The sequence below is a fragment of the Cryobacterium aureum genome, from assembly GCF_002954245.1.
Taxonomy (GTDB): Bacteria; Actinomycetota; Actinomycetes; order Actinomycetales; family Microbacteriaceae; genus Cryobacterium; species Cryobacterium aureum.
Map to the genome: position 1 here is coordinate 85,099 of NZ_PPTG01000022.1, position 20,741 is coordinate 105,839.

22 protein-coding genes and 1 pseudogene are annotated in these 20,741 nt (G+C 58.5%); 9 read left to right on the top strand and 14 right to left on the bottom strand.

Annotated elements, in window-relative coordinates; genetic code table 11:
* Positions 1–3 precede the first annotated feature (3 nt).
* From CJ028_RS21190 to CJ028_RS21195, 3 genes and pseudogenes are all read left to right on the top strand, one after another.
* Positions 4–1,191 carry a hypothetical protein gene (locus CJ028_RS21190; protein WP_205683974.1) on the top strand — a complete coding sequence of 396 codons (1,188 nt, stop codon included), beginning with the start codon at positions 4–6 and terminating at the stop codon, positions 1,189–1,191.
* Positions 1,192–1,847: 656 nt separating this feature from the next.
* Positions 1,848–2,027, top strand: a pseudogene (locus tag CJ028_RS22070) (IS30 family transposase); the annotation flags it as partial.
* A complete protein-coding gene (locus CJ028_RS21195) occupies positions 2,024–2,467 on the top strand; it encodes a helix-turn-helix domain-containing protein (RefSeq protein ID WP_205683975.1) in 444 nt (147 codons plus the stop codon). The pseudogene CJ028_RS22070 and the gene CJ028_RS21195, both read left to right, overlap by 4 nt.
* A gap of 131 nt (positions 2,468–2,598) precedes the next feature.
* Here CJ028_RS21195 and CJ028_RS08315 read toward each other — a convergent pair whose 3' ends face one another.
* The 6 genes from CJ028_RS08315 to CJ028_RS08340 are packed head-to-tail and all read right to left on the bottom strand — an operon-like array spanning position 2,599 to position 8,751.
* Positions 2,599–4,029 carry an aldehyde dehydrogenase family protein gene (locus CJ028_RS08315; protein ID WP_161498926.1) on the bottom strand — a complete coding sequence of 477 codons (1,431 nt, stop codon included), beginning with the start codon at positions 4,027–4,029 and terminating at the stop codon, positions 2,599–2,601.
* Positions 4,026–5,102, bottom strand: a complete 1,077-nt coding sequence (locus CJ028_RS08320) for a tartrate dehydrogenase (RefSeq protein ID WP_105034787.1) — start codon at positions 5,100–5,102, stop codon at positions 4,026–4,028. The genes CJ028_RS08315 and CJ028_RS08320 overlap by 4 nt, the downstream gene beginning before the upstream one ends.
* Positions 5,099–6,133, bottom strand: coding sequence for an alcohol dehydrogenase catalytic domain-containing protein (locus CJ028_RS08325; RefSeq protein WP_338064133.1), 1,035 nt, complete (start codon positions 6,131–6,133; stop codon positions 5,099–5,101). The genes CJ028_RS08320 and CJ028_RS08325 overlap by 4 nt, the downstream gene beginning before the upstream one ends.
* The gene (locus CJ028_RS08330; RefSeq protein ID WP_105034789.1) at positions 6,130–6,990 is read right to left on the bottom strand and encodes a DeoR/GlpR family DNA-binding transcription regulator; all 861 of its coding nucleotides are present in this window, start codon (positions 6,988–6,990) and stop codon (positions 6,130–6,132) included. The genes CJ028_RS08325 and CJ028_RS08330 overlap by 4 nt, the downstream gene beginning before the upstream one ends.
* Positions 6,968–7,846, bottom strand: coding sequence for an aldolase (locus CJ028_RS08335; protein ID WP_105034790.1), 879 nt, complete (start codon positions 7,844–7,846; stop codon positions 6,968–6,970). The genes CJ028_RS08330 and CJ028_RS08335 overlap by 23 nt, the downstream gene beginning before the upstream one ends.
* A complete protein-coding gene (locus CJ028_RS08340) occupies positions 7,843–8,751 on the bottom strand; it encodes a PfkB family carbohydrate kinase (protein ID WP_105034791.1) in 909 nt (302 codons plus the stop codon). Before CJ028_RS08340 ends, CJ028_RS08335 begins: the two co-directional genes overlap by 4 nt.
* 146 nt (positions 8,752–8,897) lie before the next feature.
* Here CJ028_RS08340 and CJ028_RS08345 point away from each other — a divergent pair, with 146 nt between their 5' ends.
* The 3 genes from CJ028_RS08345 to CJ028_RS08355 are packed head-to-tail and all read left to right on the top strand — an operon-like array spanning position 8,898 to position 12,165.
* Positions 8,898–10,286, top strand: a complete 1,389-nt coding sequence (locus CJ028_RS08345; RefSeq protein WP_129590430.1) for an ABC transporter substrate-binding protein — start codon at positions 8,898–8,900, stop codon at positions 10,284–10,286.
* 31 nt (positions 10,287–10,317) lie between these two features.
* The gene (locus CJ028_RS08350) at positions 10,318–11,328 is read left to right on the top strand and encodes a carbohydrate ABC transporter permease (protein ID WP_105034793.1); all 1,011 of its coding nucleotides are present in this window, start codon (positions 10,318–10,320) and stop codon (positions 11,326–11,328) included.
* Positions 11,329–12,165: a carbohydrate ABC transporter permease gene (locus CJ028_RS08355; protein ID WP_105034794.1), complete on the top strand. Its 837-nt coding sequence runs from the start codon at positions 11,329–11,331 to the stop codon at positions 12,163–12,165.
* Positions 12,166–12,430: 265 nt separating this feature from the next.
* Here the strand turns inward: CJ028_RS08355 and CJ028_RS20645 are convergent, their stop codons facing one another.
* The 3 genes from CJ028_RS20645 to CJ028_RS08365 all read right to left on the bottom strand — a co-directional run bounded on the left by CJ028_RS20645 (position 12,431) and on the right by CJ028_RS08365 (position 14,188).
* Positions 12,431–12,664, bottom strand: coding sequence for a hypothetical protein (locus CJ028_RS20645; RefSeq protein ID WP_129590431.1), 234 nt, complete (start codon positions 12,662–12,664; stop codon positions 12,431–12,433).
* Positions 12,665–12,806: 142 nt separating this feature from the next.
* On the bottom strand, positions 12,807–13,883 hold the full coding sequence (locus tag CJ028_RS08360) for an XRE family transcriptional regulator (protein WP_105034795.1): 1,077 nt from the start codon (positions 13,881–13,883) through the stop codon (positions 12,807–12,809).
* Entirely contained in the window at positions 13,880–14,188 is a 309-nt protein-coding gene (locus tag CJ028_RS08365) for a hypothetical protein (protein ID WP_129590432.1), read from the bottom strand. The genes CJ028_RS08360 and CJ028_RS08365 overlap by 4 nt, the downstream gene beginning before the upstream one ends.
* Positions 14,189–14,359: 171 nt before the next feature.
* Between CJ028_RS08365 and CJ028_RS08370 the strand changes: the two genes are divergently transcribed.
* The 3 genes from CJ028_RS08370 to CJ028_RS21960 are packed head-to-tail and all read left to right on the top strand — an operon-like array spanning position 14,360 to position 16,228.
* A complete protein-coding gene (locus CJ028_RS08370) occupies positions 14,360–14,629 on the top strand; it encodes a multiubiquitin domain-containing protein (protein WP_161498928.1) in 270 nt (89 codons plus the stop codon).
* Entirely contained in the window at positions 14,604–15,842 is a 1,239-nt protein-coding gene (locus tag CJ028_RS08375) for a ThiF family adenylyltransferase (RefSeq protein ID WP_105034798.1), read from the top strand. The genes CJ028_RS08370 and CJ028_RS08375 overlap by 26 nt, the downstream gene beginning before the upstream one ends.
* On the top strand, positions 15,839–16,228 hold the full coding sequence (locus CJ028_RS21960) for a ubiquitination-like system serine protease family protein (protein WP_369126451.1): 390 nt from the start codon (positions 15,839–15,841) through the stop codon (positions 16,226–16,228). Before CJ028_RS08375 ends, CJ028_RS21960 begins: the two co-directional genes overlap by 4 nt.
* A 267-nt stretch (positions 16,229–16,495) precedes the next feature.
* Here CJ028_RS21960 and CJ028_RS08380 read toward each other — a convergent pair whose 3' ends face one another.
* From CJ028_RS08380 to CJ028_RS08400, 5 genes are read right to left on the bottom strand one after another with little or no spacing between them, the layout of a single operon-like run.
* Positions 16,496–16,879, bottom strand: a complete 384-nt coding sequence (locus CJ028_RS08380; RefSeq protein ID WP_105034799.1) for a hypothetical protein — start codon at positions 16,877–16,879, stop codon at positions 16,496–16,498.
* A gap of 60 nt (positions 16,880–16,939) precedes the next feature.
* Positions 16,940–17,689, bottom strand: coding sequence for an SDR family NAD(P)-dependent oxidoreductase (locus CJ028_RS08385; RefSeq protein WP_105034800.1), 750 nt, complete (start codon positions 17,687–17,689; stop codon positions 16,940–16,942).
* Positions 17,690–17,719: 30 nt separating this feature from the next.
* Entirely contained in the window at positions 17,720–18,499 is a 780-nt protein-coding gene (locus tag CJ028_RS08390) for an SDR family NAD(P)-dependent oxidoreductase (RefSeq protein WP_105034801.1), read from the bottom strand.
* Entirely contained in the window at positions 18,496–19,851 is a 1,356-nt protein-coding gene (locus tag CJ028_RS08395; protein WP_105034802.1) for an MFS transporter, read from the bottom strand. The genes CJ028_RS08390 and CJ028_RS08395 overlap by 4 nt, the downstream gene beginning before the upstream one ends.
* 9 nt (positions 19,852–19,860) lie before the next feature.
* Positions 19,861–20,739 (bottom strand): polysaccharide deacetylase family protein, encoded by an 879-nt coding sequence (locus tag CJ028_RS08400; RefSeq protein WP_105034803.1) that lies wholly within the window; start codon positions 20,737–20,739, stop codon positions 19,861–19,863.
* Positions 20,740–20,741: the final 2 nt, after the last annotated feature.

A 20,741-nucleotide genomic window follows, 5' to 3' on the forward strand; every position in this document is an offset into this window, starting at 1 on the left:
TAATTGGCGCGTGAACAAGCGATCGAAGAAGCCGCAGCGGCTTTTGTGACCTGGAATCGAGAGACGACCTCTGGAATGCCGTGGCAAGTTCCGCGATCAACCCCCGGGGCACCGTACTTCCTAATCCAAGACGTATTTCCCTTCAAGGCAGTTTTCGCGCCCGAGGAGGATGGTTGGGTACTGTACGCGGACTGCAATCTGAGGGGAAGTGATTCAGTAGCTTGGAAGCTGGGTGGACTGAATTCACCGCCGGACGAGATCGCACACGCAGTCCTGTCTTGCCTCATCGATGTAGCGGGCTCCGCGGAGGGTCGATTCGACGCGTCTGCGGATGTTCCCTTTTCGTACGCTGCCTATGGAGCCGCCCGCGCATTAGGCGACACGGGCCGTGCGGGCAGTGCGGCAGCTTTGATCGGTCGTCATAGTCTTGCGCGAGTTGAAGTTGAGCCCGCAATCACCTGGTTTGAGTTGGCCCTTACGTTGCTGGAGTCTGCCGGTCAACTGGACTCAGTGCCCGAAGTGCGCGCGCAGCTAGATCATGCCCGCGCCCTCGTCCGTGCCGCTGCGCTTGCGCCAGAAGTGATCTGGGCGGTTCGATATGCGATCGAACGTCTCGGAACAATCGAGGCGCTCGACGACATGTCAGCGCACCAGGGGAACGGGTTCACGTTCCCGGTAACACCGGTGATGAACTGTCGCTTCTACTACGACGGCGGACTCAACGCCTTTACCAGCGCTTTTCTCATTGCTGACGGGCAAGAGTTCGGCCGGGTCTCCTTTAGATTCGACTTTCCATTTGACATCTCTGAATCCTCCGACGCAACTGACGCAGCGGCGGTAGCCATGAAGCTGGCGGTGGCCACGCGCAGTCGCGCGACAGAAGTGCTCCTGGAAGCGTTGCACAAGCCAAATGAACGCCGGTCAGGCCCCGTGGCGGCAGTTGCATCCCTTTACCCGGACCTCGACGTCGCGGCAGGGATCAGCCACCTCCTCAGCGACTTGGAGGCATCCGCCAAGAATTTGCTCTACCTCCTGCTCTCGGAACATCAAGATCACAACCTGTTCGACGCAATTCTTTCTGACCAGAGCATCGCAGTTCTCCAGTCCTTTCGCGCTGCCAACCCCTCGGCGGAACTTTCCGCGCACCTCGATAACTTCTTCGCTGTCATTGGTGAGCCGGTCCAAACATGACTAGCGACACGCCAACTATCCCCGCCGAAGAGGCAGACAGGAACAGTCCTATTGACGTGCTTGAGCTAATCGACGGCGAAGCGGTTAGGCCCGGCGACTTCACGCAACGAGCTATCCTCGCGCTGTCCCCCTACGAGGTTCTGCACATCAATGACCACATTTGGTGGGTGCTTGCTGTGGGTGCCGGCCAAGGGATATTCACTGTGTACGCCGCGAGCCGCAAGGCTTTGGTGCTTACTGACGACGCCGCCTTGAGCCGATACGCTCGGGATCACGCCAGTACGCCGGTTACTCGTTTCAACATGGACACCGCGTCACTGTCATTTCGGGCTCGGAAGGCATTGAACCACCCCAAACCGCGCCTGCTTCGGCGCCAGGATGCCCGCGATATGCGGCTCGCCGTAATGGACGAACGCTACCTCGTGCGGTGTCCCGAGTGCACAACGCGTGTAGCGATGCCCGGCCCGGAGAGAGCGCCTACGGGGCCGTGGCCCGCTCACCAATGCTGGGGCGATGAGTGGCGTTACGACACCTGGTGCCCGCTCGGTCTGGCTCCCACGTTGGAGGACATTGAGGACGCCCGCCTGCGGAGTCCGCCGACGTGGGCCGCAGGGACCGTTGGTGGTGGCGCACCAGGCTTGGGCAGGCGGTAACCCCACGAAAACACCAACTGCCTGCTCCGCCAGTACCTGCCCAAGAGCACGGACCTTGATCTGACGAACACCACCCGCCTCAGGGAGATCGCGACCGAGCTCAACAACCGACCACGCCGAGCATTGAAGTGGCAGACTCCTCATGAGGTCTACAGCGCCGCCGTTATTGCATTGACCGCTTGAAACTGTCGGCGATACTGGCCCTATTTTCGGTCGGCGTTAACAGGCAAGCCAACGCAGCCCCGCACCGCATCGTGCTGCTTCGCAAATGTCACAAGCAACCCCGCACAGTGGCTTTTATCGCTCGAGGCGCCGATGAAGGCCTTTACGACCGCGACAGCGTACGTTGCCGCAAACGCAACGTCGCCAACGATATATGCGCGTTGTTCACCCAAAATCCCGCTGTCTCTTTGCCCAGGGGACCGCGGCTGCGGCAACGCCGCCAAACCCTCGACATCGTGATCACTGATGCGGCCAAAGAGCTCAACGTTCGCTACCAGCGCTTACGTCGACTCGAGATAGGGCGACGCAATGACACCAACCTGGAAACCACCTTCAGCGCCTGGCTCGACGAACAACCCCGACAATCTGATCCGACCCCAAAGGCCGCTGGACAACAATAAGAGCATCCACCCAGCGGGTCGTGACCCACCCGTGGTGCGGGTGAACGCCACTGTTCGGCTTCCTATTGTGCGTTGTCCAACACCACATGCGATGGAATTGAGCACCGCTGGAAAACTCCTTTGTCGGCGGATCAAGCCCTGATGATCACTAGCTTTTCCAGGAGCATCTCAGCGACCGCATATTTCACGCCCTCGCGGCCCTGGCCCGATTCCTTCACTCCGCCATATGGCATGTGATCGGCACGAAAAGACGGAGGGATATTGACGAGTACGGTCCCGGACTGGATACGGCGCGAGAAGCTAAATGCCGCAGCCAAGTCGCTCGTGTAGATTGACGTATTCAGCCCGTAAACACTCTCGTTGATGCGTTCGATTGCCTCCTCGGCTGACTCCACGTGCACGATCGTAACGACCGGCCCGAAGACCTCCTCGCACAGAAGCGGGCTATCGCTTTGCACCGCAGTCATGACCGTCGGCGCGATGACGCCATTCATTTCAGTGCCCCCTGCAAGCACCGTCGCACCCTCAGCCACCGCCTGGGCGATCCATGTGGACACCCGGTCAGCAGCTTGGGCGGTGATCAGCGGACCGACGACTGTCTCGGGAAGAGTAGGGTCTCCAGCCGGGAGTTCCTTTACCGTAGCTGCGAGTTTGAATGAGAAATCATCGGCCACTGTCTTATGCACAAAGATTCTCTGCAGCGAAACGCATGCCTGACCAGAATTCGAATAACCGCCTGCGACTGAATCAGCAACCGCACGATCAATATCCGCGTCCTTGTCGACGTACATGGCCGCATTGGAACCAAGCTCGAGTATGTGGAGCTTGCGTGGGGAGGCTGATTTGAGGGCCCAGCCGATGCGCGCTGAACCTGTGAAAGTCAGCACTTTTACCCTGTCGTCCCTCTGCCATTCCGCAACGATGAGTTCGGGAGGGCCGGTGACTAGGTTGAGCCATCCCGCTGGAAGACCTGCGTCATGGAATGCTTGGACGAGCATGCCCGCAACGATCGGTGCTTTGTCGGAGGGTTTGAGCACGACGGGGCACCCTGCTGCGAGGGCAGGCCCGACTTTGTGGATCACCAGATTCAACGGGAAATTGAATGGCGTGATGGCTGCTACTACTCCGCGGGCCTCGGGGATGGTGAATGCGATCATGCTCTCACCTGACGAGGTGGCGTCAATGGGAACTGTTTCCCCTGGGAGGCGAGCAGCCTCCTCTGCCGCGTAGGTGAGAGTTCCGACTGCTCGGTCGACTTCGGTGCGCGCGGCTGTGATTGGCTTGCCCGTCTCGCGACTTATGGAAAGGGCAAATGCCTCGGAGGAGGTTGCGACTAGCGCAGCAACGGCGTGAAGAATTTTGACGCGTTTGTGAACCGGTAGCCCTGATCCGAATGCTTGGACCGCGGCGTCGACCGCTGAATGGGCATCTTCAGCCGTGGCGATGGCGACATCTGCGAGTTCATCGCCGGTCCAGCGGTCATGAACCGCCTCCGCGCCATCGCCGCGTGCTGAGACCCATTCGCCGCCAATGTAAAGTTTTTGGAATGTCTTTGTAATCACGGTGCCACGACCTTTGCTGTCTCGGAGATTGCGCTGAGAACGGCGGTGGTGAATTCCTCAGTCGAAGCTGATCCGCCTAAGTCTCGCGTGGAGATCCCGGCCGCCAGCACGTCCTCGAACGCATGCGAGAGGTGCATTGCCGCCTCATGGTGGCCAAGATGGTCCAGCATCATGACACCACTCCAGATCTGGCCGACGGGGTTTGCGAGCCCCTTGCCAGCGATATCGGGCGCTGAGCCGTGGACAGGTTCGAACAGACTCGGATGCTTGCGTTCAGGGTTTAGATTCGCGCTCGGAGCGACGCCGATGGAGCCGGTTAGCGCACTGCCTAGGTCAGAAAGGATGTCACCGAAAAGGTTCGACGCCACGACAACGTCGAGCGACCACGGCTTGAGTACCATTCTCGCGGCCAGCGCGTCAATCAGTACGGTCTCGAGTTCGACTCCGCCCGCTTCCGTGACAACCTGCTCTACGATTTCGTCCCAGAAGGGCATGGTGTGCACTATCCCGTTGCTTTTTGTAGCAGAGGTCAGCCTTCCTGCGCGTGACGCCGCGAGAGTCGCGGCGTAGCGCGCTGCTCTCTGTACTCCGTGTCGGGTGAATACGGACTCTTGCACTGCAGCTTCTTGTGGCAGACCGCGGTAGATGCGGCCGCCTATCTCGGAATACTCGCCCTCGTTGTTTTCTCGGACGATAAGGAAGTCGATATTGCTTCCGGCTTTCAGGGGGGAGTCCACTCCGGCCAGCGAACGCACCGGACGCAAGTTGATGTACTGCTCGAAATATCGGCGAATAGGAATCAGCAGGCCCCACAGGGTTTCCGTGTCCGGAATCTCGGGAATACCGACTGCGCCAAGGAAGATCGCGTCGTGCGTGGAAAGCTGCTCGAGACCGTCAGCTGGCATCATCGAGCCCGTGGCCATGTAGTGGTCGCTGCCCCATGGAAGGTCAACAAAATCGAACTTCAGGGAGTGAATGCTCGCAATCGACTCCAAGCATTCGATCGCCGCGGGTACGACCTCCTTGCCGATTCCGTCTCCCGCGATGACGGCGATTCGTTGCCGGGCGCTCATGCGGCCACAGCCTTTCCGCCTTGCTGAGGCATGATGAGGACTTTGTCAAACGTGCCGTTGACCTGCGCCTCAAGCGCCGCTTGGAAATCATCGAGCGCGAAGAACCCCGCGTTCATGCGATCGAGGCCGAGCGACGGAATGAGGTTTGCCGCACGACGGTGCGTGTACGGATTCAGGGCCGTACCCAGCAAGGTGAGCTCGCGAGCGTATATGTCGTTCGGACTCAATGACATGCGGGCGCTGGGATCTGCAACACCGAGCAGCAAGATCTTCCCGGCGCGACACGCGATCGAGACGGCAGTCTCGACAACTCGCGGTGATCCGACCGCGTCGATGACATAGGGGAAGCCCACGCCGTCCGTCACGGCCGCAATGTCATCTTCGAATGTGGCGGATGTCGGGTCAAGCGTCAGGTCAGCGCCGAAGCGTGACGCGAGGTCTCTGCGGCTCTCACGCGGGTCCATGACGATCACAGGACCAAGCCCTTGCAGCTTCGCGAGTGCTGTCAGGATGGCGCCAATCGGACCGGCGCCGAAAATGGCGATGGGCATGCCAGACTTGGCCTCAAGTCGATCGAGTCCGTGGACGCAGCAGGCGATTGGTTCGGTCAAAGCAGCTTGCCAGGCCGGAACCCCAACGGGCACCGCGTAGGCGAGCGTGTCCGGCACAACCAGGAACTCTGCCATGCCGCCGTCAAGGTGCACACCGGGTGCCCTGCGCGCAGGGCACATGTGTAGCGAACCCGTTTGGCAGTTGAAGCAGGTACCGCAATAAAGGTGCGGCTCCACCGTTACGAGTTGTCCAATCTGTACTGACGTCACCTCAGACCCCACTTGCACGACTCGGGCCGCGATTTCATGGCCGAGTGCCATCGGCGGGCGGGACATGAAGTGTCCCTCGATAATGTGCGTGTCCGTAGCGCACACTCCCACAGCCTCGGGGGCAAGCAGTACATCGCGTGGCCCGACCGTGGGCACACTGACATCGTCAAGGCTCACTACGTGGTCTCCGTGATAGCGAACTGTTCTCACGCTGGAATCTCCTGTCTGACGTCGACGGTAATTACCGCGACTCCGTGTGCGGCGAGCATCTCTTCGTGCTCTGGTCTGATGTCTTTGTCGACGATGATCGCGCTGATGGCATCCCAACTGCAGATCTTCACCATGGCGCCGATCGAAAACTTCGAGGAGTCGGCGATCAAGATGACCCGATCTGAAACCTCGATAAGGGCGCGCTTCGTGATGGCGTCGAAGTCGGTTCCGCAGAACGCGCCTCGCTCGCTGAGCCCGGATGCGGCCAGAAAAAGTGTCTGGATCTGAAAGTTTGCAATCGATTCGAGCGTACTGGGGCCCGCGAAACTGAGGGATTCCGGGTAGAGAACACCGCCGAGCGCTGTCACCTCAATGCCGTCATTCTGCACGAGCGTCGTGACCACTGGAAGTGATTGCGTAATGACCTTGAGGTGCAGATCCCGCGGGAGAAGCGCGGCCAGACCGGCGGCAGTCGTACCCGCGTCGAGGGCGATGACCGCGTTTGGGGTGATGTAATCAAGGGCACGTTTTGCGATCTCTCGCTTGGCATCGCCGTTACTGGCTGCGCGTGCTCGATAGTCGACGCCCTGCAACTCCTGCTGGGTAACTGAACTAACGCCGCCGTGATAGCTCTTCAGTAACTCGAGGTCAACGAGTCGTGCAACGTCGCGTCGGATCGTCATTTCTGAGACCCCAAGTAACGATGACAGCTCGGCAATCGTGCAGTAGCCCTGGTCCTCCACAACCTTCACCAGTCGATCTCGCCGATCAGGTGCCGTCCCGTACCTCAGCTCGTCGCTCACGGTGCGGTCTCCTCGCTTCCCGGACACGTGTTCACGCGGCGTCAACGATGGCATTGAGGTTCTTCAGTCGCTGGACTGATCGCTCCGCCATCGCAGCGACACGGTCTGCTTCGACGATGGTGTCAGCCCAGATCGCGCGACCAGCCAGGAAACCACTAGCGCCGCCTTCGCGGGCTGCAGCCACGGCACTTGCAAACTCATCTTTGTCGACTCCATTGGACAATACGACCCAGTCGCCGTCTACGATCTGACTCATGCGGCGCGCATGTTCGGTGATCTTGCTCACGTCTCCGACCGTGTAACCGGGAACCTCCGCCTTGTAGACGTCAGGCCGGAATGCCGACACTTCGGCGGCGGCCGCGAGAATCGCTTCATGGCGTTCCTCCGCAGACGCCCACGTGGCACCTTCCGCCGGTCGCACGATCGCCTCAACAAGGCTTGCGACACCGGCGGCCCTCGCGAGCTCGACCGCGCGTTCGATCAACGCTCCCCTCGCTTCAACTTCGTGCCCTTCACGCCAAATAACCAAGAATTTGATGGCGTCCGCACCGACCTTCTTCAGAAAATCCACGGTCACGAGTTCATCAAAAGAGCTGCCCGTGACGGCTGCACCAGGCTCCTGGTGGAGGACGTCAGCTGCCACGATTAGCGCGCAGCCGTCGGCAATTCCACTTGGCCGTTCGCCCGTGACCGAGTACGGACGATCGAGAAGGACAGCAGAGGCGAAGGGCGTCAGCACCTCGACGGCGCTCTGTTTGAACTCTCGCAGCGCTTCATCATTGACGCGCAGCCCATTCGCGTCACGTGCGAACATGTCCCGCAGTGACTCTCGCTGGTCGAGCGCCAGCATCGCGTAATTGCCGCCATCCGTTTTCAGGCGGTCTGTCACTGCCACTGTTGCTTCGGTCATTTGGTTACCTGCTTTCCGTGAGATTCGTGCTGAGCAAGAAAGGCTTCGCTTTCCTTGTGAGTAGGGATGGCGCTACGACCATCGAGGCCGCCACACGAGATCGCGGCGACGGCATTGGCTCGGCGAGTGGCACGTTCGAGCTTCATTCCGGAGATTAGGCCCGCGAGCAAAGCGCCATGGAAAACGTCTCCTGCGCCGATCGTGCTTTCGACGTCGACCTGGAATCCGGGAACGTGAATCGGCTCGCCGCCGGCGGTGAGTGCCCAAGATCCCCTCGGTCCGTCAGTTGCGACGACCATTGCAGCGCCCTCGATAATGGCCGCAAACAGCGCTGCTTCAACGCTTGAGCCCGGGTATCGCTCAAGGAGCGTTGTCACGGTAGGGGCATACAGCGCAGCGCCCACGAGATCGAGTGTCGGAATAGGGTTGCCCGCGTCAACACTCAGCCTGGCCTTAGAGCCAGCGGCCCGCATGGCTGCGCGCGTGACTTCAAACCCGGTCTGATCAACGTGCAGCCACGGCGCAGCATCGACGGGAATGTCTTCGATCCGAGGAGGTAGGGCCTCACCAGTGATGATCGACCTCGTGCTGGTATCGCGATGGGCCACCACGATGCTCTGCACGGAGGCGACCGAAGGATCCGTCTGAAGATGCGTTGTGTCCACACCTTCTCGCTCAAGCATCTCTCGCACTTGTGCTCCAGCACTGTCTGCTCCGACAACGCCGCAAAAGGCAACCCTGGCACCGAGCCGGGCGAGCGCGACGGCCGCCGTTGCGGCCGGCCCGCCACCAGCCATGACCATCGAATTGCTAGTGACTCGTTGGTCGATGCCCACAACAGTATCGACGGCGGCAATAACATCGAGGTTAGCTGCGCCGATGCAGACCACGTCGAACTTTGGCATAGAACGATCTCCGATTCATGACAAGACCAATTGTCTGATTAATTGCGCGATATCTCTCATCTTATGTTTGCATTATGCCACAAAATGTGTAATCTTTCACATGTAGTGTTGTAATTCAATCATATTGCGTTCAGAGTCGAACATGGGTGAGACGTTTTACCGTTCGAATCGACAGCAAGCCGATCGCAATCGACAGAACGGAAAAGCGCATGCACAGACGGAAGTTCACGCGGGGGGGCCTGGTCGCCACCGCAGTAATACTCACAGTTTCGATTTTTACGGGGTGTGCAGCAACGGGTGACGCGTCTGGTGAAGAGGTTGCCACCGGATCGTTCGATTGGAAACGCTTCGATGGTGAAGAGATTCGCTTCGTCGCGGGGCTCCAACCGTGGCAGGCAGCCGTAGAACCGCTGATTCCTCAGTTTGAACAGAAGACCGGCATCAAGGTCAACATGGAATCACTACCCGAGGACCAGTTCCGCCAGCGCCTCCAAGTGGAACTCACTGCTGGGAGTGACGATATCGATGTCTTCATGTCGTCCGTGCAGCAGGACGGCGCCCGTTTCGCGCAGTCCGGGTGGTACGAGGACCTGAAGCCGTACATCGAAAACAAGTCGCTCACGGCTCCGGACTACGACTTCGGAGACTTCAGCGAATCCGTCGTGAACGGTCACACGTTCGACGGCGTGCTCTCCGCGCTTCCGATCCAACTCGAAGTGCAGATGCTTTACTACCGCAAGGACCTCCTCGCGAAGGCCGGCTTCGATGCTCCGCCCGCAACTCTCGACGAGCTCCGGGAGATGGCTGCGGCGATGACAGACCCCGCCGACGGCGTCTACGGATGGGCTGCACGTGGAAAGAGCGCGGCGGCCGTGACACAGCTCACTAGCTTCCTTTTGAACTACGGCGCCACATACATGACTGAGGATGGCAAGGCGGCGTTCGATAGCAAAAAGGGAATTGCGGCCATCGAGGAGTACGGCAGCCTCATCCGCGACTACGGGCCCAGCGGGAACACAAATAACAGCTGGGAAGAACTGCTCGCTCTTTTCCAGGCTGGCAGCCTCGCCCTCTGGGCCGACAACAGCGGCCAAGCGGTAGCTGTTCGCGATGCAGCCTCCAGCAAGTATGCCGACCAGGTAGGTTTTGCTCCCATGCCCGCCGGGCCAGCGGGCGACGCGCAGACCTTCTTCGGCTGGGCTGCGGGCATCTCCTCGTCGTCAGCTCAGAAGGACGCCTCCTGGCTCTTCCTGCAGTGGCTGACAAGCCCGGATGTTGTTGGCCAGCTTCAGGATCAGGGCATTGCGGGTGGGCGACAGTCCGTGCCGTTTGGCACGGACGTGAATCCGGAATTCGTCACTGCCTTCCAGAGCGCCCTCTCCAAGGCGCAACCGCAACTCCCGCAGGTGAAATCGGTTCCCGAAGTTCGTGACGCAATTGGCGCCGCAATCGTCACGTCGATCCAAGGAGGGGACGCTGCCGCGGCGACAAAGAAAGCCGCGGAAGCGTTCGACCAGATCGTCTCTACGGAATAATCACCCGAATCCGCAACCAGAGAGCACTCCCATGTCACTAACTCCCACAAAGGAGGGAACCCCCCCGGTCGCGCGCGACACCGCGACCGGGGGGTCGGCGTCGAGGACCAAGCGTTCCGACTCCAAATTCCCGACCAAGACTCCGACACCGCTCACCACCAGGCAACGCCTGAGCCGTTTTGTCGACCGCCATGTCCTCGGGATCTACGTGGCGCCCGCAGTGGCCTTCATCTCGCTCGTGATGATCTTCCCCGTAGTATTCACGCTGTTCTTGTCATTCACTGAGTGGTTCGGAAGTGCCAGGACTCCGCCCAAGTTCGTCGGAATAGACAACTTCGTGCAACTCTTCCAAGACGAGCGATTCTTGCTTGCCACCGGCCGCACAATCCTGCTCACCGCTGGTGCCGTCACTGCACAAACGATCATCGGAGTCGGCCTCGCCGTGCTTCTGCATCGGCAATTCGTCCTCCGGGGCCTTGTTCGCAGCATCGTGCTCCTGCCGATGATCGCGACTCCCGTCGCCATCGCCCTCATCTGGCGCCTAATGTTCCATCCTCAACTCGGCATCCTCAACGACATACTCACTCGTATCGGATTCGCGCCTAGTGATTGGCTCGCAGATCCAAACCTGGCACTACTGCTCGTCGGCGTCGTGGATACGTGGGAGTGGGCACCACTCATCGCGCTAATCACGCTCGCCGGTCTCGCAGCTCTCCCGGAAGACCCATTCGAGGCCGCATCGATCGATGGTGCGAATGGGTGGCAAAAGTTCTGGCATGTGACGCTGCCCATGGTTCGCCCCATTGTCGTGGTCGCCGTCGTTTTCAGGCTCATCGAGTCTCTAAAAACATTTGACGTGATCTTCGTCATGACGCAGGGAGGACCCGGCTTTCAGACCGAGACCCTTAACATCTACGCATATAACGTGGCCTTCCAATACCAGCGACTTGGATACAGCGCGGCCCTGCTCATCGTCTTCTTCCTCCTCGTGTTGCTTATTTCAAGCTCCATGATGAAACTTCGTCGTCCTAAGGAGAAGTAAATGGCCCACACCGCTGCCTATCGGGTCAAGAAGGGCCTCGGCTCCTTCGGCTTCTATCTTCTGCTCGCCCTTGTGCTCGTGCCATTCGTCTTCGTCTTCTACTACATGGTTACGACCTCATTGAAGTCGCCTGCCGACCTAGTCGCCAAAGACTTCGTCTGGGTTTTTCAGCCGACGCTCGACAACTACGAGCAAGTCTTCGAGCAGACCGACTTCCTTCAATTCGCGCTGAATTCAATGCTCGTCGGCCTGGGCTCAGTACTCGTTGCTCTTGTACTTGGGCTACCCGCCGCTTACGCAATCGCAAGATACAAAGCGCCGAAAATTGCACTGCTCGTGCTCTCGTCACGTATTACTCCAGGAATCACATTCCTCATCCCGCTGTTCATCATCTTTAGCCAGCTCAAGTGGATCGATACCTACCAAGCACTCATCATCGCTCACCTCCTAGTCACGCTCCCTATGGTGACGTGGTTGATGATTGGATTCTTTGAGGACATTCCCCAAGAGATTATCGATTCAGCCCGCGTTGACGGCGCTAGCGCAACTAGGACCTTCCTGGAAGTCGTACTTCCACTGACACGCGGTGGAATTGCCGCAGCCTCAATCCTTGCGTTCATCTTCAGCTGGAATCACTTCATGTTCTCGGTCGTGCTGGCCGGACGGATGACGCGTACGCTCCCTGTCGCAGTGTTCGAATTCATGTCGTATGGCCAAATCAACTGGGGTGCTATCGCTGCGGCGGCGACGGTCATGACAATCCCGGTCGTCATCATGGCGCTATTCGTTCAACGCAACATCGTTCAGGGGCTCGCTGGGGGTGCGGTCAAAGGATAGGTTTCGCTGTGGAGCCTCAGCGCGTTTTTTATCGCTACCCCTGCGCCGGAAGTGCATTTCCTCTCTCCAGCCCCAAGCGGCACCAACTTAGAGGGACCGTACGCGGAAACCGGCCCCAGTATCGGTTCCACCTTGTTGTGTGGGCCACGTTACGTGAACCGTCTCTGATTTTCTGACGCCTTCTTTCTGGTGAAAGGCTTTGGATATGCCCAAGAAGCACCCAACAGAGGTTCGTGAGAGAGCGGTTTGGATGATGCGAGAGCGTTTAACGGATTACCCGTCGATGTGGGCTGCGTGCTGCGAAGTGGCACTGGTCGTCGCGGGCACCGAAGCCGCCATTCAAGACCGGCGGGCCGATCCGCCGATCACGTTCCTTGCGCGGCTGGTTCGAGTTCGGGTGGAGCGCCGCCGGGCCGCTCCCGCGGCAGGTGATCGGGGTGCGCGCGTCCAGCTGCGCGCCGCTCACCACCGGGAATCCGGAGCTGGCAGATCCGGGCATGAGTGCTCGTGTGGCGCGCCCGAATGTCGATCAGTGGCACGCGAAGCCGCCAGTCCGGGCCCCGGACGTAACCGGACATAATCAGGCGTTATCGGCTATGCGGGTCGGCGCCGTGTCGCCATTGAGGGGCGCTCTCTTTAACTCACCAGCCTTTGAGTTGTTCCGTCACGGTCGGTGCATTCCGGGCAAGGGTTGTTCGCCAGTCCAGGACTCCAGCATTCTGGAGCTGCCCGATTACGACGATCGGTGCCAGATTATGCTGCGCGGCGACGGTCGCCACCCAACCAGCACTGACGCGGTCCGGCGATGTCGGAAGCGAAGTTGGTAGGAGCCAGCTGCGTGCGTGTGCATTTGCACCCTTTTCGTTGTCGTTAGCGCCGTCCGTCTCGTCGAGTGCCTCGACGATCGTTTCCGATTGGACGTGGTCAAGAACAACGTGGGCGGTTTCGTGCAGCAGGGTGAACAAGATTTTGTCAAGTCGTTTGCCTCGACCCGAGAGTCCGATGACTGGCGTCTCGTTCAGAACGAAGGCACATCCGTCGATTTTGGCACCGGGAAGGGCCTCGACGTAGACCAGCGACACTCCTGCCGCAGCGAAGAGCGACGGAAGATTTCGGAACTCTTCCGGAGTTTTGAGTAGAGATGGAAGTGTCTTACCGAGGCCGGACAGACGCTCGCGGGAATAGGGCTGTAGGGGGGGGCGAGTGCGGGATTCTCGACGAATGCATGCGACCCAGGCGCTTTGGACGGCAGAGACCGCATCCTGGTCGTTGCTGCGGCGCGCTGCGATGGAGAAGGAGGGTGCCTCTTGGATTGATCGAAGCTCGAAGAGGTCAATGATTTCGGCTTCCAGCTCATCCAGGGTTTTGCCGGAAATAACCTTGCGCTTTTTGAGCACACTGATGGGGGCAAGTTCGTTCAGGCGCGCCCGTCGCCGGACCGCTTCTAAGGCTTTCTGGGTCTTGAAGTCCTTGGCCTGCTCGCTCAACAGATAGGCATCCTGCAGATTTAGCCAGAACTCGGCCGTCTGACCAAACGCCGCACCGATTTGAGCGGCCGACTCGCGTGTAATTTCTTTCTTGCCGGTCACGATCTCAGACACAAATTGGGTGGGGCGCCCGATGACGGTTGCGAAGTCCGATTGTGTCCATCCGCGCGCATCGAGCTCAAGTCCAAGGATTTGGCCGACAGGGATCGGATTGGGCAGCTGCGTGTTCATTCGTGTACTTCCGTTCCTACGACGGTGACGGTGAACCGCGCGACAATCGGGCTGTTCTCGTCGTTGAAGGTGATGGTCAGGCGATGTTGGGCGCCGAGTTGCACTGTCGACATCCGCGGCTTTTCCGGGTGCGGCCGGAGGCGCAGCATCCGCATGGCGTAGAGGTCGCCTTCGACCTTTGCCGCCACAGCGCATTGTGTTACGAGGAAGAATTGTCGGATCTCGCTCGCGCCCCAGCCATTGGGGCGGTAGCCAGGTTCCCTCGCCAAGCGACGCAAATCCGCGTCAAGCAGCTCGAGTTCCAACACGCTCCTTCAAGATCACCCTTTAGGTGATGACGTCTTGAGCTTACCCCGCGTTGAGGGCCACGTCGCCCCACTCGTTAATCGTTAAATGGTTATCACCTAAAGGGTGAAGACGTGGTACAGTTCACACGTCGATGGTTGTCATCGACATTTCATATGGAAGGAACAACCATGACCGCAGAAGTACAGGCTGTACAGAAGGGCCCGAAAGCCAGGGACTATGAGATTGTCATCAACGGGACGCCCCACGTTGTTGACAACGCGGACGTGACGTACGGCCAGGTCGCCCAACTCGCCTTCCCCGGTGCAAGCGACCCCGACGTGACCTACTCGGTCGCGTACCGCAAGGCTCACGGCGGCAGTGGCACGCTCGTCGCTGGCGGGTCCGTCAAAGTCAAGAAGGGAACAAGCTTCAATGTCACGCCGACAACTCGTTCTTAACAGCTTTGACCTGACCCGTCTCGTCAACGAGGGGTACTCAGTCCGCATCAAGTCCGGGCACCTTCTCGTCGATGACATCCCTTTCGCCACCGACGGGCAGGTAATTGGCCGTGGTTCTCTCGTCTGCCCTCTCGACCTGCAGGGCGAGACCACGATGAGACCGCAGACACACGTGATGTGGTTCATTGGCGGGATCCCCTGCACCAAGGATGGGGCAGAAGTGCCCCTACTGCTGCACCAGCGTGGTCCGCAACCCCTCGCGGAGGGAATTATTGCCGACTGCAGTTTCTCCCAGAAGATGGGTGGTCGTGACTATGAAAACTTCTACGAGAAGGTTGTCGCCTATGTCGGCATAATTCTGGGTCATGCGCAGGCACTGGACCCAGACGTGGTGCCGACGACTTTCAGACCCGTTGAAACAGACGAGGACGACGGCGTATTCAAGTACCTCGATACCAACTCGAGCCGTGCCGGAATCATGTCTCAGACAGACAGGCTCGCCGTAGACCGGATCGCGATCATCGGGCTAGGTGGCACCGGTTCCTACCTTCTTGATTTGCTCGCGAAGACTCCGATCAGGGAGATTCATCTGTATGACGGCGACATCTTTTCCACGCACAATGCTTTCAGGGCGCCCGCGGCGGCGAGCGTTGACGAGCTCAACGCGGCTCCGTATAAAGTTCATCACCATGCCTCTCGATACGAGCCGTTTCGGCGGGGACTGCACCCTCATGCGGAGTACGTGACCGCGGACAACATGGATGTACTCCTGGCTATGGACTTTGTCTTTCTTTCCATGGACGCGAGCACCGATAAGGAGGTAATCGTCGATCGGCTCACGAGAGCTAATGTTCCGTTCATCGACACGGGCATCGGTGTTGCACGGAGCGAAGACGGCCTTGCGGGGTTGGTACGGGTTACGACAAGTCTGCCCGGACACCGGGCACACGTTGAGGAGAACGGTCTCATCTCGTACGTGCTCGGGGATGAGGACGAGTACGAGTACGAGACCAATATTCAGGTCGCTGAGCTCAACGCGCTGGCCGCCGTACTGGCCGTGATCGCATTCAAGAAGAAGCTCGGCTTCTACCGCGATGAGGTGAAGGAGCTTCACGCCCTGTACCGGATCGATACAAACGAGATCCTCAACAGCTTTGGAGAGGAGGACGAGGACGAAGACGAAGGCGGTGTGGGATTGGTGAACGCAGCATGAGGTTGTCGGGACTAGAGCCCGTTCACGTGAGGTATATTCCAACCGACCTGGAAATTGGAAAGTTCTATGTCTCTTTGGAGTACGCGACTGCATCTCATCTTTGCGTTTGTGGGTGTGGGTGTCGAGTTGTTACGCCCCTGGGAAAGGCGGATTGGATCCTCACCTTTGATGGCACGGTGAGTCTTCATCCATCGATCGGAAACGGTCAATTCCTGTGCGGGTCGCACTACTGGATTAGGCAAAACAAGGTCGTGTGGGCGCCAAAGATGTCACGGGCGGAAGTCAAGGTCAATCAGATGGAAGACGAAGCTCGACGGGACGATCACTATGGTGTGGTGGCAAAATTGGGGCTGATTGCGTTGGTACACCGCTGGTTGCGCCGCTGAACAGGCACGGCCACGAGGACATGCATTCAGCAGGTGCTCCGTTGAAGGCCGGGCTAGCGGTGCTCCATGCGATCCTAGAAGTGACGGTGTGTTGCAGCCCTGTAGGAAATCGATTCGGAGGAACGCCCGCACCCCAGCGACGCTTCACTGCACCAAAGGAGCCGATATGGCAGAAACGTTCGGTCACATAGGTTGACATCTTCCGGTCAGCTCACGAGACGATTGGACAAAGTTTGGCCAGCAGAATTGAATTCGTAACCCACACTTCTAGGAGATTCTCTGGTTGCTTAGGTGGACGAGTAACGCAACAGTGAACTCTGCCGCACCCAATCGCGGGACAAGATCATGCATCGAGCTGTTCTGGATCTGATGAAATATTTTGTCGGACGATGACCGGCGGATAAGGCTGGATTCGTCCTGCACGACGCTTATGTGGCTTACGGTGTGTAATCTCTGCCAATAGAGGGGGCTCTTTTCAACTACGGCATCAGCTAGGGTTTCCAGGCTTGTCATGATCTGTTGCTTTCCTGTTCGTGAACGGACCAGCCATTGGTCTCCAAACATTGAGATGTTGATCCGGTTGCCGGCAACTTGTTTCAGCAATCGAGTTACCTCTGCTTTTATGCCTGTCAGGTTCACATACCCGGTCATTCTGGACAAGGTCGTCCCTCCAGGACATCCTCCACACATAGCGGTCTCTCTTCCGAGAAGTTATGGCATCACATCGCCGCTGTTGGGCCCGAGCGTCTGACCCGTGTACAGGTCACCGCCAGGAGAAGATGCCAGGAGCAGGGCAGTCGGGGCAACTTCGTGTGGCTGGCCGAATCGGCCGAGCGGCAGCTCAGACTGTTTCATCTTTTTCCATTCTGACGACAAGCCGTCCATTAATGGAGTCACGATGGGCCCGGGTGCGATCACATTGGCAAGGATTTTGTGCGGTGCCAGTTCCAGTGCTAAAGACTTGGTGAACCCAATGACTCCCGCCTTGGCTGCACAGTAGTGCGCGAGATTGATGCCGCCCTTTATCCCCAGCTGGGACGCAATATTGATGATGCGACCGCCGCCGCGCTTCACCATTTCAGGCGCGGCCCACCGTGAACAGAGGTAAACACCTTTCAAATCCACCGCGATGGTCTTGTCGAATGTCTCCGGGCTCATTTCAAGGAAAGGCGTTTCGTCCAGTATCCCGGCACTATTGACGAGAATGTCGATACCCCCGTGTTCGGCGACGATGGAAGCAATCGTTGCACGCACGCCGTCGCTGTCGGTGACGTTCACTGCGTGGCACGAGGTCTGCACGCCGTATTCACTGCACTGTTTGGCGATTTCTTGGCAGTGCTGCTCGTTCAGGTCCAGAAGTGCAACAGTGGCACCCTCCTGTGCGAACAACCGGGCGATGGCTGCTCCCATGCCGCTGCCGGCTCCGGTGATTACAGCAACTTTCCCGCTTAGTTGATTCATTTTTTTCCTTTTCTATGGATGAAAGGGGGCTTAGCTTGGCCATCTGACGGTCAGACCGCCGTCAACGATGATTTCCTGGCCGGTCACGTAGGCAGAGTCTTCACTGGTCAGGAAGCGGATGACCCGGGCGGCTTCATCGGCGTTTCCTACGCGTCCCCAAGGAATGATCTTGCCTGCTTCGTTGAGTCCTTCCCGACCGAGCGAGTTGACTGCATCGAGCGACTGCGGACTCTCGATGAGCCCGGGGATAACGGCATTGACTCGGATTTTCCTGGGCGCAAGCTCCACTGCGAGTGACCTACACATCCCTAGGACGCCGGATTTAGCTGCCGCGTAGTGGCTATGGTCCGCCCAACCGTAGACACCGCCAGCGATAGATGATGTCGCCACCATCGCGCCGGCACCGGTCATGCGTGCAGCGCAGGAACGGAATATGCGCATGACTCCCGAAAGATCCACTGCCATCATGTTGTCCCACGCTTCGTCGGTCATGTCGGCAAGTGGCGCTCGTCGGAGAATTCCTGCGGCGGCAATGGAAATGTCCAGTCTTCCGAAGGCGTCAACGGCCACCTGCGCTAGGGCTTCAGTGTCGTCGATGCTACGTACATCAACAGGTACGGGAATACACTTCGCTCCCGCTGCCTCTACTGCTGCCACGGTTTTCCTGACGTCATGCGGGTCGCTGGGCAGGTAGCCGACCACAGTATGTGTGCCAGCTCTCGCGTATGCCACCGCTAGAGCCTGGCCAATTCCGCTACCGCCGCCAGAGATGACTGCGACCTTGCCTTCCAGACCGTCATCTCGCTTCATGCTGTTACCCCCAGTGCCTTTTTGTGGTCGCTAATGCGGTTCGTTGTACGTGTACCCATCATGAACAGCCCGGAAAGCAGCATAAACAGAGAACCGGTCAGCATGGCCGAAAGACCCATGGGAACGCCACTGAGCAGCAGCAGACTCAGAAGGCCCGACCCGACTATGCCACCGACAGGCGCCATCACGTGCGCCACGTTGGTGCCCATGCCCCGCACGTGCGCTGGAAAAGATTCACCCATGTAGAAAAGCAACGCTGCGTAGGGACCATTCAAGAAAAACAGCGTGATGGCGTAAAGCGGGATGACGAACGCCCCCGTGTCCGGACCGAGCAACATGATCAGGCTGACGATTCCACCTGTGGTCCAGCCCAGTACGACTGTCAGCTTCCGACCGATGCGATCACCCAGCCAGCCGTGGAAGAGGTAACCGCAGAATCCAACGGCATTGGCCATGACAAGAATGACCAGTGCGTTTTCGAAGGTTACCTGCTTGGCCTCGACCAGCACGGTGGTTCCCAGAACTGAGAACACTTGAATCCCGATCCAGCTGCAGAACCATGCCAATGACAGGCAGGTCGTATGCTGGCGCAGTTCTGGGGTGAAAACATCCTTGAGGCCTGTCTTGTAGTGGCTTCCTTCTTCAAGATCATGTTCCTGGGCTAGGGCATGGGCTCCTTGGATGTCGGCAGTTGCGCGGCGACGCTTCACTTCCTGCATCGCTGCAAAGACGGGCGACTCAGGAAGTCTTGTTGCCAGGAGCACGACCAAGAGGGAGAGAAGGGCCGCGAGCAAGAAGCTCCAGCGCCACCCGATGATTGGAAGCAGTAAGGCTGAGATTCCAGCCGAGAGTAGAGCGCCCACTGGCCATCCGGCCTGCACAATGCTGAACATGAACCCGCGGCTCTTGGCCTTCTTGTACATTTCGTTGAGGTAGACGGCATTGACGACCTCTTCAGATATCGAGAATCCGGAGAAGGACCGGACAATGATGAGGCTCACGGCCCCAACGACCGCCCCGGTTAATCCAGACGCCAGAGCCCCACCAATCATGAGAAGGATGAGCGCTTTCTTCCGGCCCATTCTGTCCAGGATCGTGCCGACGGCCAAGGAGATGATGAAGACGCCGATTGTGGCAATGGTGTTTATGGCAGTCGATTCGCCCGCAGACCAGCCGAACTCTTCGCCGATTAGCGGCAGTAAAGTGCCGAAAAGCGTGTAATCATATACGGATGCAGTCCACGCAATGAAGCAAACAACCGATACGTAGACGATGGTCTTTTTTGTGATAGGGACGTTCCATGGCTCAACCTTTTCCTCGGTTGATGTTGATGTTATGGAGGATTTGGCCATTTCTTGCTCCTAACGGGGATTTCGCGTGGCGAAGTCGCGCGCGACGTCTTCCATGAAGGCAAACTCGACACCGTCATGTTGCTGAATGTGGTCGAAGAGTCGCTCGAGCATGAGCAGGTTCTGAGGGCGTCCGGAAACATCTGGGTGGATCGTAATGGGGAAAACGGCGTAGTCCATTTCACGGTAAACCCAGTCGAATTGATCTTTCCACAGTTGCTCAATATCGTGAGGACTCACGAACCCATGACTATTGGCACTGCCCTTAATGAACATCATTGGAGGAAGATCATCGAGATACCAGCTCGCGGGAATCTCGATAAGGCTCGTTTCCTGACCGCGAACCAGAGGCTTCATCCATTCTTTTGCGGATCCGGCATCGTAATTAATCTTGGTCCAGCTATCGCCTACCCGCACGTAGTACGGGGTGAAATCGTCGTGCATCAAGGAGTGGTCGTAGAGGAAACCTCGTTCAAGCAGGATTTCGTTTGTCACGGGCGAGAATTCCCACCAAGGTGCCACATATCCCACCGGTTTCTTACCGATTCTGGATTCAAACAGCGCGATACAGTGGTCAAGGACCTCCGTCTCCTGCTGCCGGGACATCGCGATCGGGTTTTCGTGGCTGTATCCGTGGACCCCGACTTCATGCCCGGCTGCAACCGTTGCATCAAACTGCTCGGGAAAAGTCTCAATGGAGTGGCCGGGCCAGAACCAGGTCACGGGCATCTGACGATCCGTAGCAAGTTTCAGCAGTCGCGGCACACCGACCTCGCCGGCAAACAGGCCACGCGAGATGTCACCCGGAGAGTCTTCACCACCGTAAGACCCTAGCCATCCGCCGACGGCGTCAACATCGATGCCGATGGTCACGTATATCTTCTTGGACAAAA

Coding starts and splice junctions, on each gene's coding strand:
- CJ028_RS08320 (WP_105034787.1), bottom strand. CDS start 5,102: ATGAGCGCCCGGCAACGAATCGCCGTCATCGCGGGAGACGGAATCGGC.
- CJ028_RS08330 (WP_105034789.1), bottom strand. CDS start 6,990: ATGCCATCGTTGACGCCGCGTGAACACGTGTCCGGGAAGCGAGGAGAC.
- CJ028_RS08335 (WP_105034790.1), bottom strand. CDS start 7,846: ATGACCGAAGCAACAGTGGCAGTGACAGACCGCCTGAAAACGGATGGC.
- CJ028_RS08340 (WP_105034791.1), bottom strand. CDS start 8,751: ATGCCAAAGTTCGACGTGGTCTGCATCGGCGCAGCTAACCTCGATGTT.
- CJ028_RS08350 (WP_105034793.1), top strand. CDS start 10,318: ATGTCACTAACTCCCACAAAGGAGGGAACCCCCCCGGTCGCGCGCGAC.
- CJ028_RS08355 (WP_105034794.1), top strand. CDS start 11,329: ATGGCCCACACCGCTGCCTATCGGGTCAAGAAGGGCCTCGGCTCCTTC.
- CJ028_RS20645 (WP_129590431.1), bottom strand. CDS start 12,664: ATGCCCGGATCTGCCAGCTCCGGATTCCCGGTGGTGAGCGGCGCGCAG.
- CJ028_RS08360 (WP_105034795.1), bottom strand. CDS start 13,883: ATGAACACGCAGCTGCCCAATCCGATCCCTGTCGGCCAAATCCTTGGA.
- CJ028_RS08370 (WP_161498928.1), top strand. CDS start 14,360: ATGACCGCAGAAGTACAGGCTGTACAGAAGGGCCCGAAAGCCAGGGAC.
- CJ028_RS08375 (WP_105034798.1), top strand. CDS start 14,604: ATGTCACGCCGACAACTCGTTCTTAACAGCTTTGACCTGACCCGTCTC.
- CJ028_RS21960 (WP_369126451.1), top strand. CDS start 15,839: ATGAGGTTGTCGGGACTAGAGCCCGTTCACGTGAGGTATATTCCAACC.
- CJ028_RS08380 (WP_105034799.1), bottom strand. CDS start 16,879: ATGACCGGGTATGTGAACCTGACAGGCATAAAAGCAGAGGTAACTCGA.
- CJ028_RS08385 (WP_105034800.1), bottom strand. CDS start 17,689: ATGAATCAACTAAGCGGGAAAGTTGCTGTAATCACCGGAGCCGGCAGC.
- CJ028_RS08390 (WP_105034801.1), bottom strand. CDS start 18,499: ATGAAGCGAGATGACGGTCTGGAAGGCAAGGTCGCAGTCATCTCTGGC.
- CJ028_RS08395 (WP_105034802.1), bottom strand. CDS start 19,851: ATGGCCAAATCCTCCATAACATCAACATCAACCGAGGAAAAGGTTGAG.